18 protein-coding genes are annotated in these 15,786 nt (G+C 70.5%); 6 read left to right on the top strand and 12 right to left on the bottom strand.

The features are described from left to right. Window positions 1-10 precede the first annotated feature (10 nt). From QH270_RS34625 to QH270_RS05905, 9 genes are all read right to left on the bottom strand, one after another. Window positions 11-241: a twin-arginine translocation signal domain-containing protein gene (locus tag QH270_RS34625; RefSeq protein WP_432420301.1), complete on the bottom strand. Its 231-nt coding sequence runs from the start codon at window positions 239-241 to the stop codon at window positions 11-13. 286 nt (window positions 242-527) lie between these two features. Next, window positions 528-2,912 (bottom strand): excinuclease ABC subunit UvrA, encoded by a 2,385-nt coding sequence (locus QH270_RS05935; RefSeq protein WP_280339365.1) that lies wholly within the window; start codon window positions 2,910-2,912, stop codon window positions 528-530. Between the two features lie 53 nt (window positions 2,913-2,965). Next, window positions 2,966-3,376 carry a VOC family protein gene (locus QH270_RS05930; protein WP_280339363.1) on the bottom strand — a complete coding sequence of 137 codons (411 nt, stop codon included), beginning with the start codon at window positions 3,374-3,376 and terminating at the stop codon, window positions 2,966-2,968. 10 nt (window positions 3,377-3,386) lie between these two features. After that, window positions 3,387-3,830 carry a helix-turn-helix transcriptional regulator gene (locus QH270_RS05925; RefSeq protein WP_280339361.1) on the bottom strand — a complete coding sequence of 148 codons (444 nt, stop codon included), beginning with the start codon at window positions 3,828-3,830 and terminating at the stop codon, window positions 3,387-3,389. Between the two features lie 42 nt (window positions 3,831-3,872). Continuing rightward, the gene (locus QH270_RS05920) at window positions 3,873-4,289 is read right to left on the bottom strand and encodes a MerR family transcriptional regulator (RefSeq protein WP_280339359.1); all 417 of its coding nucleotides are present in this window, start codon (window positions 4,287-4,289) and stop codon (window positions 3,873-3,875) included. Window positions 4,290-4,298: 9 nt separating this feature from the next. After that, entirely contained in the window at window positions 4,299-4,844 is a 546-nt protein-coding gene (locus QH270_RS05915) for a class I SAM-dependent methyltransferase (RefSeq protein WP_280339357.1), read from the bottom strand. A gap of 52 nt (window positions 4,845-4,896) precedes the next feature. Next, window positions 4,897-5,106, bottom strand: coding sequence for an N-acetylmuramoyl-L-alanine amidase-like domain-containing protein (locus QH270_RS34620; RefSeq protein WP_432420300.1), 210 nt, complete (start codon window positions 5,104-5,106; stop codon window positions 4,897-4,899). After that, on the bottom strand, window positions 5,103-5,774 hold the full coding sequence (locus tag QH270_RS05910) for an N-acetylmuramoyl-L-alanine amidase-like domain-containing protein (RefSeq protein ID WP_432420299.1): 672 nt from the start codon (window positions 5,772-5,774) through the stop codon (window positions 5,103-5,105). The genes QH270_RS34620 and QH270_RS05910 overlap by 4 nt, the downstream gene beginning before the upstream one ends. Before the next feature lie 50 nt (window positions 5,775-5,824). Then, entirely contained in the window at window positions 5,825-6,865 is a 1,041-nt protein-coding gene (locus QH270_RS05905; RefSeq protein ID WP_280339371.1) for an NAD(P)-dependent alcohol dehydrogenase, read from the bottom strand. 188 nt (window positions 6,866-7,053) lie between these two features. On the opposite strand from QH270_RS05905, the gene QH270_RS05900 reads away from it, so the two are divergent. Beyond that, window positions 7,054-8,103, top strand: coding sequence for a glucose 1-dehydrogenase (locus QH270_RS05900; RefSeq protein WP_280339355.1), 1,050 nt, complete (start codon window positions 7,054-7,056; stop codon window positions 8,101-8,103). A 3-nt stretch (window positions 8,104-8,106) separates the two neighbouring features. On the opposite strand, the gene QH270_RS05895 is transcribed toward QH270_RS05900, so the two are convergent. After that, window positions 8,107-8,820, bottom strand: coding sequence for a DsbA family oxidoreductase (locus QH270_RS05895; protein WP_280339353.1), 714 nt, complete (start codon window positions 8,818-8,820; stop codon window positions 8,107-8,109). Window positions 8,821-8,965: 145 nt separating this feature from the next. On the opposite strand from QH270_RS05895, the gene QH270_RS05890 reads away from it, so the two are divergent. From QH270_RS05890 to QH270_RS05880, 3 genes are read left to right on the top strand one after another with little or no spacing between them, the layout of a single operon-like run. Next, window positions 8,966-9,688: a histidine phosphatase family protein gene (locus tag QH270_RS05890; protein WP_280339351.1), complete on the top strand. Its 723-nt coding sequence runs from the start codon at window positions 8,966-8,968 to the stop codon at window positions 9,686-9,688. A 50-nt stretch (window positions 9,689-9,738) separates the two neighbouring features. Continuing rightward, on the top strand, window positions 9,739-11,010 hold the full coding sequence (locus QH270_RS05885; RefSeq protein ID WP_280339350.1) for a threonine/serine exporter family protein: 1,272 nt from the start codon (window positions 9,739-9,741) through the stop codon (window positions 11,008-11,010). Window positions 11,011-11,023: 13 nt separating this feature from the next. After that, window positions 11,024-12,889 (top strand): Na+/H+ antiporter, encoded by a 1,866-nt coding sequence (locus QH270_RS05880; RefSeq protein ID WP_280339349.1) that lies wholly within the window; start codon window positions 11,024-11,026, stop codon window positions 12,887-12,889. Here the strand turns inward: QH270_RS05880 and QH270_RS05875 are convergent. After that, window positions 12,865-13,431 (bottom strand): TetR/AcrR family transcriptional regulator, encoded by a 567-nt coding sequence (locus QH270_RS05875; protein ID WP_280339348.1) that lies wholly within the window; start codon window positions 13,429-13,431, stop codon window positions 12,865-12,867. The genes QH270_RS05880 and QH270_RS05875 overlap by 25 nt on opposite strands. Before the next feature lie 214 nt (window positions 13,432-13,645). Here QH270_RS05875 and QH270_RS05870 point away from each other — a divergent pair, with 214 nt between their 5' ends. Both QH270_RS05870 and QH270_RS05865 read left to right on the top strand, forming a co-directional pair. After that, window positions 13,646-14,254 (top strand): TetR family transcriptional regulator, encoded by a 609-nt coding sequence (locus QH270_RS05870; protein WP_280339347.1) that lies wholly within the window; start codon window positions 13,646-13,648, stop codon window positions 14,252-14,254. 29 nt (window positions 14,255-14,283) lie between these two features. Continuing rightward, entirely contained in the window at window positions 14,284-14,940 is a 657-nt protein-coding gene (locus QH270_RS05865; RefSeq protein ID WP_280339346.1) for an enoyl-CoA hydratase-related protein, read from the top strand. Window positions 14,941-14,943: 3 nt separating this feature from the next. Here the strand turns inward: QH270_RS05865 and QH270_RS05860 are convergent, their stop codons facing one another. Further along, window positions 14,944-15,786 (bottom strand): Abi-alpha family protein, encoded by an 843-nt coding sequence (locus QH270_RS05860; protein WP_280339344.1) that lies wholly within the window; start codon window positions 15,784-15,786, stop codon window positions 14,944-14,946.

The following is a 15,786-nucleotide window of genomic DNA, read 5'->3' as shown; positions in this document are numbered from 1 at the left end:
CACTATCTGATCACCGACTCGGGCCGCGGGGCCCCCGCCGGGGGGCCCCCGCCAAGGGGGCGGGGCGGTTGCGGCTGGGCGGTTCCTGCTGGGCGTGGGCGCCCCTGGGGGGGGGCCCTGGGGGGGCGTCGCCCCCGGGGGGGGGGGGGGGGGGGGGAGCGCCCCCCCCCCCCCCCGCGACGGCGAGCAGGGCCAGGGCGGCCAGCGCCCCTCGGCGATTCAGGACTGTTCGATGCGACACCGGCGCGACTCCTCGGTCCAGGGCGGCGTGTCCCGCTCGGCCGGTCGATGCCGCCCGCGCGGTCACGCTCTCGGGGCACGCCGAAATCAGCGCGGCACCGTCCAGCGCCGGAATGTCCGATTGGTACCGAATATCCCTCTGGTGCAGGCGATTTCGCGTGCGAGAAACCCAGGCTAGGCCGGTGGGTGCGACCGGAACCAGGGGTCACGGCGGCGAGATACGTCACATCGAGGGCACTACCCGTCCCCTCCCCCACGATCCATCGGCCGGGGAGGGGACAGCGGGGTCACGCGCCCACGTAGTCGGCGAGGTGTTCGCCGGTGAGGGTGGAGCGGGCCGCGACGAGATCGGCGGGCGTGCCCTCGAAGACGATCTGACCGCCGTCGTGACCGGCGCCGGGGCCGAGGTCGATGATCCAGTCGGCGTGGGCCATCACGGCCTGGTGGTGTTCGACCACGATGACGGACTTGCCCGCGTCGACGAGGCGGTCGAGCAGACCGAGCAGCTGTTCGACGTCGGCGAGGTGCAGGCCGGTGGTCGGCTCGTCGAGGATGTAGACGCCGCCCTTGTCGGCCATGTGGGTGGCCAGCTTCAGGCGCTGGCGCTCACCGCCGGACAGGGTGGTGAGCGGCTGACCGATGGTGAGATAGCCCAGGCCGACCTCGGTGAGGTGGGTCAGGATCTTGTGCGCGGCGGGGGTGCGGGCCTCCCCTGCGCCGAAGAACTCCCGGGCCTCGTCGACGGGCATCGACAGGACTTCGCTGATGTTCTTGCCCGCGAAGGTGTAGTCGAGGACCTCGGCCATGAACCGCTTGCCCTCGCACACCTCGCACACGGTCGACACCCCGGCCATCATGGCGAGGTCGGTGTAGACGACGCCCGCGCCGTTGCAGTTCGGGCACGCCCCTTCGGAGTTGGCGCTGAACAGAGCCGGCTTGGCGCCGGTGGCTTTGGCGAAGGCCTTGCGGATGTGGTCGAGCAGGCCGGTGTAGGTGGCGGGGTTGCTGCGCCGCGAGCCCTTGATGGGGGCCTGGTCGACGGAGATGACGCCCTCGTCGAGCGGGATGGAGCCGTGCACGAGCGAGCTCTTGCCGGAGCCGGCGACACCGGTGATCGCCACCAGCACGCCGAGGGGGATGTCGACGTCGACGTCGCGCAGGTTGTTGGCCTTCGCGCCGCGGATCTTCAGCGCGCCCTTGGGCTTACGCACGGTCTCCTTGACGGCGGCGCGGTCGTCGAAGTGGCGACCGGTGACGGTGTCACTGGCCCGCAGTCCGTCGACGGTGCCCTCGAAGCAGATGGTGCCGCCCTTGGAACCGGCGGCGGGGCCGAGGTCGACGATGTGGTCTGCGATGACGATGGTCTCGGGCTTGTGTTCGACGACGAGCACCGTGTTGCCCTTGTCGCGCAGGCGCAGCAGCAGGTCGTTCATGCGCTGGATGTCGTGCGGGTGCAGGCCCGCGGTGGGCTCGTCGAAGACGTAGGTGACGTCGGTGAGCGAGGAGCCGAGGTGGCGGATCATCTTGACGCGCTGGGCTTCACCGCCGGACAGGGTGCCCGAGGGTCGCGACAGCGACAGGTAGCCGAGGCCGATTTCGACGAAGGAGTCCAGGGTCTGGCGCAGCGATTCCAGCAGCGGCGCGACCGACGGGTCCTCGACGCTCTTCACCCATTCGGCGAGATCGGTGATCTGCATGGCGCAGGCGTCGGCGATGCTGACGCCGTCGATCTTGGAGGAGCGGGCTTCGGCGGACAGGCGGGTGCCGTCGCAGTCCGGACAGGTGCCGAAGGTGACGGCGCGTTCGACGAAGGCCCGCACGTGCGGCTGCAGCGCTTCGACGTCCTTGGACAGCATGGACTTGCGGATCTTGGGGATCAGGCCCTCGTAGGTGAGGTTGATGCCCTCGACCTTGATCTTGGTGGGTTCCTTGTAGAGCAGGTCGGCGAGCTGCTTCTTGGTGTACTTCTTGATCGGCTTGGCCGGGTCGAAGAAGCCGCTGCCCTTGTAGATGCGCCCCATCCAGCCGTCCATGCTGTAGCCGGGGATGGTGAAGGGACCCTCGTCGAGGGACTTGTTCTCGTCGTAGAGCTGGGTGAGGTCGATGTCGTTGACGGTGCCCTTGCCCTCGCAGGTGGGGCACATGCCGCCGGTGATGGAGAAGCTGCGGCGTTCCTTGACGGTGACGCCGTTCTTCTCGACGGCGACGGCGCCGGAACCGCTGATCGAGGCGACGTTGAAGGAGAACGCCTGCGAGGAGCCGATGTGGGGATCACCGAGGCGGCTGAACAGGATGCGCAGCATCGCGTTGGCGTCGGTGACGGTGCCGACCGTGGAGCGCGGGTCGGCGCCGAGGCGGGACTGGTCGACGAGGATGGCGGTGGTGAGGCCCTCGAGGACGTCGACGTCGGGGCGCGACTGGGTGGGCATGAAGCCCTGCACGAAGGCGCTGTAGGTCTCGTTGATCAGGCGCTGGGATTCCGCGGCGATGGTGCCGAAGACCAGCGAGCTCTTGCCGGACCCGGAGACGCCGGTGAACACGGTGAGCCTGCGCTTGGGGAGCTCGACACTGATGTCGCGCAGGTTGTTGACCCGGGCGCCGTGTACCCGGATGAGGTCGTGGCTGTCGGCCGGTTCCACGGTCGGGGTGGTGGTCTTCGTGGCCGTACTCATGGGTCTCCTAGGTCGTTCGGCGTCGCCGGTCGATCGTAGTCTCGGTGTCCGACTTACTTCGTCTGCTGAATCCGGATCATGTTGCCCGCGGGATCGCGGAAGGCGCAGTCGCGCACGCCGTAGGGCTGGTCGGTGGGTTCCTGCACGACCTCGATGTCACCGGCCTGCAGTTTGGCGAAGAGCCCGTCGAGGTCCTCGGTGGCGAGGTTGACCCCGGCGTAGGTGCCCTTGGCCATCATCTCGGTGATGACGCGGCGTTCCTCGTCGGTGATGCCGGGGTCGGCGGCGGGCGGGTGCAGCACGATGGCGGTGTCGGGCTGGTTGGCGGGGCCGACGGTGATCCAGCGCAAGCCGTTGTAGCCGACGTCGTTGCGGACCTCGAAGCCGAGTGCGTCGCGGTAGAAGGCGAGGGCGGCGTCGGGGTCGTCGTGGGGCAGGTAGGTCTGGTGAATGGTGATGTTCATGACGACCACGCTAATGGCCGCTGGTGGTCGGTGCTTCTCGATTCCTGATCGGTCTGGTCACCTTCTTGGCCACGCACGACGGCATCCCCTCGGTGGCTTCGGCCTGTTGCTGCCGGTAGACGCTGGGCGGCACGCCGACCAGTTCGGTGAAGCGGGTGCTGAAGGTGCCCAGCGAGGACGAACCGACGGCGAAACACACCTCGGTGACGCTCATGTCGCCGCGGCGCAGCAGCGCCATGGCGCGTTCGATACGGCGGGTCATCAGGTAGGAGTACACGGATTCGCCGTAGGCTGCCCGGAATTGCCTGCTCAGATGCCCTGCCGAGAGGTGAACGCCGCGGGCGAGGGCTTCGACGTCGAGGGGTTGTGCGTAGTCGCGGTCGATCCGGTCGCGGACGCGACGCAGCAGCGCGAGATCCCTGAGGTGCTGGGGCCGGTCCGACGTGCTGGTCACCTGCGTGATCGTCTCACGACGGCGCGGATACGCACAGCCCGGTTACCGCTCAGCGATCGTGTCGTCCCGGCGGACGGCCGCGATCCGGTCGCGGAAGTGTGGGCAGGTGCGGAAGTCGTCGGCGTCGCAGTCGAGGACGTGGGCGACCGCGTCGAGGGCGGCCCTGGTGCGGACCAGCTGTGCGGCGAGGCGGGCGTGGTGGTCGCGCAGCACCTGGGTACGGGTGACCCGGTCGGGGGCACCCGTGAACAGCAGGGCCAGATCATCCGGGGAGAGCCCGGCCTGCTTGCCGAGGACGATCATGGCGATGGTGTCCAGGTCGGTGTCGCGGTAGCGGCGGCGGCCCGCGGCGTCGCGGTCGGGGGTGAGCAGACCGCAGTCCTCCCAGTGCCGGAGAACGTGGGTGCCCAGTCCGAAGTGGGCCGCCGCCGCGCCGATCGTGGTGTGGGTCCCCGTCATTCGTCGAGCCTAGGCGGCGGCATGGTAGCGGGTGACGAGCGCGAGCGGATGCCACGGCAGGCGGACGGCGGCGGTCCGCACGGTGCCGAAGTGGGTGGCCAGTGCGCGCCGGGCGGTCGTGGTGCGCGCGAACCGGAAGTCGTAGACGGTGAGGGCGCCGCCGGGTGCCAGGACGCGGCGCAGTTCGCGGGCGGCGGCGTCGAGGTCGGGCCATTCGTGCATGCTCAGGCTGGACACCGCCAGGTCGACGGAGGCGTCGGCGTAGGGCAGGTCTCCCACGTCGGCGACGGCGAGTGCGACCGGGTGCCCGGCGAGGTTGCGGTGGGCGATCTCGATCATGTGTGGGGACAGGTCGACGCCGTGCAGGCGCAGGTCGGGGCGGCGGGCCGCCAGACACGACAGCAGCCGTCCTGGGCCGGTGCCGATGTCGGCGACGCGGGCGCCGGGAGCGGTCGCGGTGTCGATGTCGGCGGCGATGCGCCGGTAGAGGCTGCCGAGCAGGCGGGTGGCGCGGCGGTCGTAGCCGAGGCTGGTGGCGTGGTCGAAGGTGGTCATGCGTTCACGGTGCCGCTTCAGGTCGACCTGAAGTCAAGTGCCGCAGCGTGGTTCACAGGGGGCGCAGGACGACGATGCCCGGGGTGGTGCGGATGTAGTCGGCCAGTGGGGTGTCCACGACGCGGTATTCCGCGAGGGAGGAGGCGTTGCGGAAGACCGGCCCGCTGGGCGTGTGCACGACCAGGCCGACGTGGGTGACGTCGAGTCCCGTGTCGGGCGCATAGGCGCCGAGGAAGTCGCCGGTGCGCAGGCCGGCGATCACTCCCCCGGCGCCCGCGGGCGCGGGGGTTTGGGGGGGGGGGGGGGGGGGCCCGGGGGGGGGGGGCGGGGGGGGGGGCGGGGCGGCCCCCCCCCGCGCGGGGGCCGGGGCGGGTGTGGGGGGGGGGGGGGGCGGCCCCCCCCGACGGGGATGCCGGGCAGGTAGGTGCCGCCGTCGGCCTTGGCGTTGAGGTGCTTGGTGGTGGTGACCGCGGCGGGGCTCAGGGTCGCGGTGATGTCGGTGGCGGCGCGGCGGCCGGTGGCGGCCCAGTCGGTGAAGAAGTGCTTGCGCTGGGCGAATTCCACGCGGCTGTCGACGTAGCGGGTGGCGAGCAGGTTGGCGACGAACTGGTCGCGGTCGCCGGAGCGGGAGGCGGCCTCGAGGTAGTCGAGGTAGGTGAAGCAGTCGACGCGGCGCAGGTCGATGACGAGTTGTTCGGGTTGGGTGGCGGACCCGACGAGCATGTTCGCGCCGTAGGGGGTGTCGAGCAGGCGCGCGCCGAGCCGGGCGAGCAGCTCGCCGCGGTCGATGCCGCCTGCTTCGGCGCGGACGGCCAGCAGTTCGTCGATCTTGCGGCTGGTGACGTCGTCGAGGGCCGGTGCGCTCGAAGCGGGTGCGGTGGCGCCGAGGAAGGCGGCGAGCACGAGCAGGATCGGGACGATGATGCGCAAGACGCCTCCAGCAGCCGACGGTCGATCGGTGTCCACCGTAGCGTGACGGTTCAGCTGCCGGGAACGATGACGGCGCGGCCGGTGATCTTTCCGGCGTGCAGACGTTCGTAGGCCAGTGGCGCTTCGTCGAGTGTGAAGGTCTCCACGTGCACCGATACCTCGCCCTGGCGCGCGATGTCGAGGACCTCGATGAGTTCGGAGCGGGTTCCCCAGTACGGCGAACACACGGTGGTCTCGTACGGCAGGCTGCCGAACCCGACCTCGACCGTGCCGCCGCCGAGCCCGACGACGGTGATGTCGGCGGCCACGCCCGCGGCGGCCGCCGCGGTGGCGGTGGTGGGTGGGGCGCCGACGAAGTCGAGGATCACCTGCGCGCCGTCGCCGTCGGTGAGGGCGCGGATGCGCTCGGCCGCGTCGGCGTCGGAGAGGACGGTGTCGTGGGCGCCGACCTCTCGGGCCAGCTCGAGCCGCTCCTCGGACAGATCGAGGGCGATGATCCTGGTCGCGGTCATGGCGCGCAGCAGCTGGATGGCGACATGGCCGAGCCCGCCCGCGCCGATGACGACGCAGGTGCTGCCGGGGACCAGTTTGGGCAGCGACAGGCTGATCGCGTGATAGGGCGTGAGGCCCGCGTCGGTGAGCGAGACGTTCTGCACGGGGTCGAGGTCACCGAGCGGCACGAGGTGGCGGGCATCGTCGACGATCAGGTATTCGGCCATGGCGCCGGGTGCGCCGAGTCCGGGTGGGAAGATCCCGAGTTCCTTCGCGCGCAGGCAGTAGTTCTCGATGCCGTTGGCGCACATGCGGCAGCGGCCGCACCCCCACGGCCCGTAGACGGCCATCATGGCGCCGAGTTCGATGCCTTCCACGCCGGCGCCGAGCGCGGCGACGGTGCCGGCGCCTTCGTGGCCCAGGGTCAGTGGGAGCGGGAAGCCGAGCTGGTCGGCGGGCATGCCCATCACGGCGATGTCGGAGTGGCAGACACCGGCGGCGGCGACCTTCAGCAGGACCTGGCCGGGGCCTGGTTCGGGGTCGGGCACGGTGACGACTTCGGGGGCTGAGCCCGGGGTGCGATATTGGACGGCCTGCACTGTTACCTCCCACGTCGTGGTCGAGCAGCTGTCGGCGGCTTCCTCGATCGTGGCAGCATTCGCCGGCACATCGCAAGCTATTCGCGATCTTGTCGATACTGCGTGACCGGGCGGGGTTCCCGTAGCGTTGTCGCAGGTATTCGTGCAGGTTCCGACAGCGTCGCCGAGGTGGCGGAAGGGTTGCCGACATGCGTGCATTGACCGTGATTCCGAATCGGGCGGGCTCGTTGAGCATCGCGGAGGTACCGGATCCGGAGCCAGGGCCGGACGAATTGCTCGTCGACGGAGTGGCGCTGGGCATCTGCGGCACCGACCGCGAGATCGCCGAGGGCAGCTACGGGTGGGCACCGCCGGGCCGCGAGCGGCTGGTCCTCGGACACGAATCGCTGGGGCGGGTACGCACGGCGCCCGCCGGAAGTGGTTTCACCGCGGGCGATCTCGTGGTCGGCATCGTGCGCAGGCCGGATCCGGTGCCGTGTGGCGCGTGTGCGCGCGGCGAGTTCGACATGTGCCGCAACGGGCAGTACGTCGAGCGCGGGATCAAGCAGATCGACGGGTTCGGCTCGACGAGCTGGGTGGTGCCGGTCGACTACGCGGTGAAGCTGGATCCCGCGCTCGAACAGGTCGGCGTGCTGATGGAGCCGACGACAGTGGTGGCCAAGGCCTGGGACCAGATCGAGCGGATCAACCAGCGCGCCTGGTTCGAGCCCAAGACCGCGATGGTCACCGGAGCCGGCCCGATCGGGCTGCTCGCGGCATTACTGGGTGTGCAGCGTGGCCTGGATGTGCACGTGCTCGACCGGACGACGGAGGGACCGAAGCCGGGTCTGGTCGCCGATCTCGGCGCCACCTTCCACACGGGTTCGGCCTCGGAGCTGGCCGAACGGATCGATCCGGACGTGGTGATCGAGGCGACCGGCGCGCCCGCGGTCGCGCTGAGCGCGGCCGAGATCAACAATCCGGGCGTGATCGTCTGCCTGACCGGTGTCTCGACACCGGGCACCGACGCGCCGGTGGATGTGGGCGCGCTCAACCGCAATATCGTGCTGGACAACGCGCTGGTGTTCGGGTCGGTCAACGCCAACCGGCACCACTACGAGCTGGCCGCGCAGGCGCTGGCCAAGGCCGACGCGGCGTGGCTGGGCCGGCTGATCACCCGGCGGTTGCCGTTGGAGCGGGCGCTCGAAGCGTTCGATCCGGGTGATCACGCCGACATCAAGGTCGTCATCGACCTGTAGGGCTCAGCTCGCGCAGCCGTCGGGGCCGCAGGCGGGTGCGTCGCCGGCGGATACCTGCACCAGCGGTGCGGGGCGGTCGTTCCACGCGGTGGTCAGCGCCTGGGTGAACACTTCGGTGGGCTGGGCGCCGGAGACGGCGTACTTGTTGTCGAACACGAAGAACGGCACACCGGTCACGCCGAGCTGATCGGCCTCGCGTTCGTCCTGGCGCACCGCGGCGGCGTAGGCGTCGGGGTCGGCGAGGACGTCTCTGACCTCGGTCTCGTCGAGTCCGGCGCGGACCGCGAGGGCGACCAGTCGTTCCCGGTCACCGAAGACGGGTTCGGGGTCGGCGAAGTTGCCCGCGTAGAGCGCGTCGAGCAGCACGTCCTGTTTGCCCTGGTCGAGGGCGAAGTGCAGGAGCCGGTGCATGTCGAAGCTGTTGCCGTAGTCGCGGCCGCTGCTCTGGTACGGCAGGCCGAGTTCGGCGGCCTGGGCGGCGATGGCGCGCTCGTTGGCGGCGGCCTGCTCGACGGGGATGCCGTACTTGGCGGCGATGCGCGGGATGACGGGGCCGGTCTCGTCGGCGGGCAGGGTGGGGTCGAGTTCGAAGGAGCGGTGCACGACGTCGACGTCGTCGCGGTGCACGAATTCGGCCAGTGCCGCCTCGAATCGGGCTTTGCCGAGGTAGCAGAACGGGCAGTTGATGTCGGTCCAGATCTCTACTCTGGTGCTCAAGCGGGCCTCCTCTCGGCGGCGGTCCGCCGAACATCTCTGACGAACATCAGCAGTGACGCCGCTATTCCCTGGCGCGTCCGAGCACGACGGGACGAGCACGGAGGGGGTCCGGGTGGCGATGGAGCAGCGAAGGGGGTGGGTGCCGGTGACGGAGGGACTGGCGGTGCCGCGCGCGCTCGGGGGTCTGTGGGCGGTGCGGCACGCCCAGAGCGTGGCCAACGCCTGGTACGCGGATCCGGCGACCGAGCAGCGTCCGATGCGTGGCACCGACGCGGAGGTGGACCTCACCGAGTACGGGCAATGGCAGGCCCGGTGCTTGGGCGAATGGCTGGCCGGGCTGGCGAGCGCGCAGACGCCGACGTTGGTGGTGTGCTCGCCGTATCTGCGGACGCGGCTCACGTGGGCGGTGATGGCCGAGGCCGCCGCGACCCGCAATCGGCACCTGCGCCCGATTCGCACCCTGGTCGACGAGCGGCTGCGGGATCGCGAGATGGGGGTGTTCGAACTACATCCCTACAAGGCGATCCGGCGCCGCGCCCCGGAGGAGGCGATGCGCCGGGAACGGGTCGGCAACTGGGTGTATCGCCCGCCCGGCGGGGAGTCGCTGGCCGATGTGGCGGTGCGGGTGCGCGGTTTCCTCGACGAGCTGGATGTGGTGGCAGCCGGCGAACAGGTCCTGGTGGTCACCCACGACGCGGTCGTGGCGTCGATGCGCTACATCCTGGCGGGAATGGGTGCGGCGGTACCGGATTCACTCGAGCCGGTACCGAACGCGTCGGTGTCGCAGTGGCGCCGCGAGGGTGCGCGACTGGGTTTGCGGGTGTGGGGCGAGGTCGCCCATCTCGGCGGGGCCGAGCACGTGGGCTGAGTCCGGCGTGTGCGGGCCGGGCGGCCGCATGCCGACAGTAGATTGTCGAGATGGCGACCCCCGCGATCGATCATCACCGGGTCGAGGCGGCGCTGCGCTTCCTGACCAGGCTCGGCGCCTCGATGCTCGAATCCGGGTACGCGACCGAGGCGATGGAGCTGATGGTGCTGCCGTGCGCGGGCGCGCTCGGACTCGACGACGTGCGCGTGGTCGGGATCGGGCGGGTGGTGCTCGTGGAGTGCGCCGACGGGAGCGGCGGGTCCACCTCCCGGCTCGGCGAGGCGGCGGCGCTGGACAGTTTCGACTGCGACCGGATGCGCAGGCTCAAAGATGTCGCGCGAGAGGTGGTGGTGCGGCGGCTGGACCCGGATTCGGCCTGCGCGCGACTGGATTCGGCCGATGTCGGCCCACCGCCGTTTCCGTGGTGGTCGGTCCAGGCCGGTGGCATGGTGCTGGCATTCTGCATCTGCGTGCAGATCGGCGGCAAGCCGCTGGCCGGTGTGCTGGCGGCACTGAGCCAGCTGGTGGTGAACCTGAGCGCGCGCGGCTTCGGCGCGGCGCGGGTGCCCAAACTGTTCGCGGTGGCGGTGCAGGCGGCGCTGGCCGGATTCTTCGGCGGCGCGTTCCATCTGCTCGGCTGGCTGACGGTCGCGCAGGCGGCCACCGTCGTCGCCACCACCTGGGTGCTGATCGCCCCACTGCCCCAACTGATCTCGACCGCGATCGATCTCATCAGTGCCGACAGTCTCACCGCGCTGGCGAGAGCGGTGAGCGCGGCTTCGATCATCGCCGGAATCGCGCTGGGCGGGGTGCTGATCCTGTCGCTGGCGTGGCGCTTCGATCTGGGTGTGGCGGCCGATCCCACGCTGCCGGTGCTGCCGATCTGGCTCGGCATCGTGTTCGCCGTGCTCGGCGCGGTGGGCAACGCCCTGTTCAATGTGGGCGGGCCCGCGCTGCTGGTGCCCGCGGCCGTCGCCGGGTTGCTGACCGCCGCGGTGAACCAGACCCTCATCCATGCCGCGCATCTGCCCGGCGCGTGGGCGGGTCCGCTGGCGGCGGTGGTGCTGGGGTTCGTGGCGTCCTCGGTGTCGGAGGCGTTGCGGTTGCCGATGTCGGCGCTGGCGCTGGTCGGCATCACCGGGGCGTTGCTGCCGGGTCTGATCGTGTGCCAGGGGTTGATCCTGGCGGTGTACGAGGTCGCGGGCGTGAGCTATTTCGTGCAGGCGGGCGCGGTGTGCGTGGGGTTGGGCATCGGCGCCGGCCTCGGGGTGTATCTGTGGTCGCTGGTGGCGCGGTTCGCCTCGGTGCCGTTGCCGAAGTAGTCCCGGTGGAAGAATGCTGGTCGTGCATGTGGCGATCGGCTTGGTGGTCCTGATCGGTTCGGCGACCGCGCTGGCGGCGCTGGCCCGGCGATTCGGGGTGTCGGAACCTCTGGTGCTGACTCTGGCGGGGGTGGCCGCGTCCTATCTGCCGATGGTGCCGCAGGTGCACCTCGAGCCGGAGGTGGTGCTGCTCGGCCTGCTGCCGCCGCTGCTCTACACCGCGGCGTTGCGCACTTCGCTGGTGGACTTCAAGGACAACCTGCGCACGATCGCCTCGCTCTCGGTGGGGTTGGTGCTGTTCACCACGTTCGCGGTGGCGGTGGTGGCGTGGTGGCTGTTGCCGATCCCGTTCGCGGCGGCGGTGGCGCTGGGCGCGGTGGTCGCTCCCCCGGACGCGGTGGCGGCCACGGCGATCGCGCGGCGCACCGGGATGCCGCGCAGTATCGTCACGGTGCTCGAGGACGAGTCGCTGTTCAACGACGCGACGGCGCTGGTGTCGCTGCGCAGTGCGATCGCGGCGATGGCGGGCGCGGTGACGGTGGTGCAGATCGGCGGTGACTTCCTGCTCGCCGCGGTCGGTGGTGCGGTGATCGGTGCCGCCGTGGCGGCCGCGCTGGTGCTGGTGCGCAAGCGCATCAGCGATCCGGTGCTCGACACCTCGGCGTCGCTGCTCGCGCCGTTCGTGGCGTATCTGCCCGCCGAGCACTTCCACGCGTCCGGGGTGATCGCGGTGGTGGTGTGCGGGATGATCCTGGGCCACGGTGCGCAGCGCTGGCAGGGCGCGGCCTCGCGGGTCGCCGAGACGACGAACTGGCGCACCATCCAGTTCATTCTCGAGAGCGCGGTGTTCCTGGTGATCGGCTTGCAGGTGCGCTGGATCGTGGAGGGTGCCTGGCACAGCGGTCTCGACCGTACGACTCTGCTGGTCGCCGCGGCGGCGGTGCTGGCGGCGGTGATGCTGGCCCGCCCCGTCTGGGTCTTCACTCCGGTCGTGGTGGCGAGGTTGTTCGGGCGCGGCAGTGAACCGTGGAGCCATGCCGCGGTGGTGTCGTGGGCGGGCATGCGCGGTGTGGTGACCCTGGCCGCGGTGTTGTTGCTGCCCGCTTCCACCCCGCACCTGCCGGTGCTGGAGTTGCTGGCGCTGGTCGTGGTCGGTGGCACCCTGCTGGTGCAGGGGACGTCGCTGCCGTGGCTGGTGCGGTTGCTGCGGTTGCGTGGTCCCAGCCGCGCCGAGGACGCGCTCGCGAAAGCCGATCTGCTGCAACAGGCCTCGGCCGCAGGCCTGGCCGAGCTGGACAAGCGGATCGGCCCGGACACTCCGGAACCGGTGATCGAATCGCTGCGGCAGCGGCTGATCTGGCGCACCAACGCCGCCTGGGAACGGCTGGGCCGCCCCGAGGCCGAACAGGTGACCCCCACCGCGGAGTACCGGCGGCTGCGGCTGGCCATGCTCGGCGCCGAACGCGACGCGGTGCTGCGGGTGCGCGACGCGGGCTCGGTCGACTACGAGGTGCTCCAGCACGTGCTGGCCCGGCTGGACCTCGAGGAGTCGATGATCGATCGGTTCGACGAGCGCGACGACGAACCGCGGATCGAACCGCTGGCCGGCGCCGCCGCGGCCGACGGCTGCGCGCATCTGGAACACGCTCCGCTGCTGCGTGAACCGGCCGGCGCGCTCGAATGCCGCGCGTGTGTCGAGGAGGGGCTGACGTGGGTGCACCTGCGGATGTGTGTCGCGTGCGGGAACATCGCCTGCTGTGAGTCCTCACTGGGCAATCACGCGACCGGTCACTTCGCGGCGACGGCGCATCCGGTGATGCGCAGTGTCGAACCGGGCGAGGTGTGGCGCTGGTGCTACGTGGACGAGTTGCTCGGCTGACGGCGGTGTGAGTAGATCAGCCGGGCGTATTCGGCGAGCAGCCGGTCCAGTTCGGTCGGTTCGCCGGTGGCAGCGAGCTGCTGGTAGCCGATCAGCATGGCTATCCCGAGTTCGGTGACGACGCTGGAGGTGTCGGCGTCGCCGACGACACCGTCGATGACACGGTGCACGGTGCGGCGGCGGGATTCGTCGACCCGCTTGACCGTCACGTGGACCGATTCGTCGTTGGCGGCCCAGGCGCGCAGGGCGGCTTCGGCGCCGTGTTCGAGGCCGCTGGCCAGTGCCGACATGGCGCGCACGTCGGCGTCGGGGTCGCCGTGGCCGACGTCGAGGGCGCGTAGCTCGAGCATCTGCCGGTTCTCCCAGTGTTCGAGCAGGGTGTCGACGAATCCCTGCCACGAACCGAAGTGGTGATAGAACGAGCCGCTGGTGACCCCGAGGCGACGGCACAGCACTCCGATGTTGAGACCTTTGAAGCCGAACTCGGCGAGCACCGTGACGGCGGCGTCGTAGTACTGCTCCTTGGTGACCACTCGGGACATCGCGATGCCGATCTGTTCGTGCGGACAGGACCGAAGAATGCGAACAGTACCCGATCACAACGAGGGCTCGCGCGAGCATAACGAAGACTACTCTGTGCCCGAATCCGTGACGGCGAGATCGAAATCCCAAGGGACGGAACATAATCGGTGCCCTACCTGCCGACATGACCTCCCGAATGGAATAACAGAGCAGACGCTCTGTAAACTATTGTTCATGCCGAGACCCCGCACCCACGACCCGGAGACCGTCCTCGACGCCGCCGAGCGCATCGCCGCGCGGTCGGGTCCGGCCGCCGTGACCGTGCGCGCCGTCGCCGCCGCGACCGGGGTGTCCAACGGCGCGCTGTACCACAGCTTCGGATCGCGACAGGAAGTGCTGGCGCGCACCTGGTTACGCGCGGCGCGCCGGTTCCTCGCGCTGCAAGCCCTCGATGTCGAGCGTGCCGTGGCCGCCGCCGACCGGGCCGCCCGCATCGCCGCGGTCGTCGACGCCGCCGAGACGCCGGGGCGCCTGGCCGACACGCACCCCGACTCCGCGCGGCTGCTGCTGCTCGTCGACCGCGCCGAACTGCTCGCGGGCGCTTTGCCGCCCGACCTCGCCCACGACATCGCCGCCACGGAGAAGGCGTTGCTGAGCGCGCTGACCCGGCTCGCACGCGCCCTCTGGGGCCGCGCGGACCGGCGCGGCGTCGCCACCGTGACCACCTGCCTGGTCGACCTGCCGACCGCGGTGCTGCTGCGCCGCGACCGGCTCACCGACCCCCTGGCCCGCGCGCAGCTGCGGGCCGCCGCCCGTGCCGTCCTCGAACTCGGCCCCCGCTGAGAACTCGGCCGCCCGAAAGGAAATCCACCATGCCCACCCTGCGCCACCACGACGCGATCGCGATCCTCGACCTCGGTGACGGCGAGAACCGCTTCTCCCCCGACTTCATGGCCGAGGTGCACGCCCACCTCGACACCGCCGTCGCCGAGGGCGCCGCGGCGCTGGTGACCACCGCGACCGGCAAGATCTACTCCAACGGTCTCGACCTGGACTGGTTGTCCGCCAACGGCGATCGGGCCGCCGAGTACGTCGAATCGGTGCACCGGCTCTTCGGCCGGATGCTCACCCTGCCGATGCCGACCGCCGCCGCGATCGGCGGCCACGCCTTCGGGGCGGGCGCGATGCTCGCGATCGCCCACGACTACCGGGTGATGCGGGCCGATCGCGGGTTCTTCTGTTTCCCCGAGGCCGACATCCGCATCCCGTTCACCAACGGGATGGCGGCGCTGATCCAGGCCAAGGTCCCGCCCCGCACCGCGATCGCGGCCATGACCACCGGACGCCGCTTCGGCGGCACCGACGCGGCCGCCTACGAACTGGTCGACGCCGCCGTCGCCGAAGCCGAGGTACTCGACGCGGCCCTGGCGATGGTCGCGCCCCACGGCGGCAAGGACCAGCCGACGATGACCGCGATCAAGTCGGTGATGTTCGACGGCGTGCTGGCCGCGCTGCGCGGCAAGGACTGACGCTCACGGCAGCCGGGGGCCCTTGCCCAGATAGACGTCACCCCGATCGTCGCTGGCCCAACCGCCCCCGGTGTAGTCGCCGAGCACGAAACACGCGTCGCAGAACTGCTTTCCGAACACCGACAGATAGATGCTGCGGTAGGAGCTGATGGCGCGCATGTTCACCGACTTGTAGGCGGCCTGCGCGCTGGGCTGGGCCTCCAGGAACGCGTAGCGGCGGAAATCGGCGACCGGCTCGGTGGAGAAGCGCACCAGTCCCAGCCTGGAGAGGTTGCCGAGGTAGTGGTGATCGCGTTCGGGCAGCGCGCAGCCGGCCATGTAGGCGATCATGTTGATGCCGTCGGCCAATCGTTGCGATCCGATCCCGAACGGTGTCTTGGTGCGGATGTCGATGGCCGGTTGCGGCCCGGCGACGGCGAGGAACCGCAGGATGCGGGCCTCGTCGGGGGTCAGGTCGTGCAGGATCGGCACGAACGAGGGGTGCAGATCGCGTGGCTGCTGGGCCGAGTCCCAGCCCTCGGTGATCATCGCGTCGCCCATCGCCTTGAGATCCTCGGCGCCCACGGAGTTCTCGCCCGATCCGTACACCCCCGAGGCGGTGCTCGTCAGGCCGAGCGCGGCGAGCGCGATCTTGCGCAGCGACTCGACTCGCTCGTCGATGATCTGGGAGATCGGCTCGCCGGCGCGGATGTCGTCGGCCAGGTCGGTGGCGGTGTGCAGGGCACCGCGGGTGACGGCGCCGACGATGTGGCGCAGCGACAGTCCGGCGATGCGCGCCAATCCGGCCAGGTCCGTGGGGATTCCGGGCTCGGGCTCGGGGGCGGGGAGGTTGTCGCGCTCGTCCAT

Source organism: Nocardia neocaledoniensis (assembly GCF_029868625.1).
Taxonomy (GTDB): domain Bacteria; phylum Actinomycetota; class Actinomycetes; order Mycobacteriales; family Mycobacteriaceae; genus Nocardia; species Nocardia neocaledoniensis_A.
Note: the sequence above shows the minus strand (reverse complement) of the source record. Positions and strands in the feature narration are given on the sequence as shown.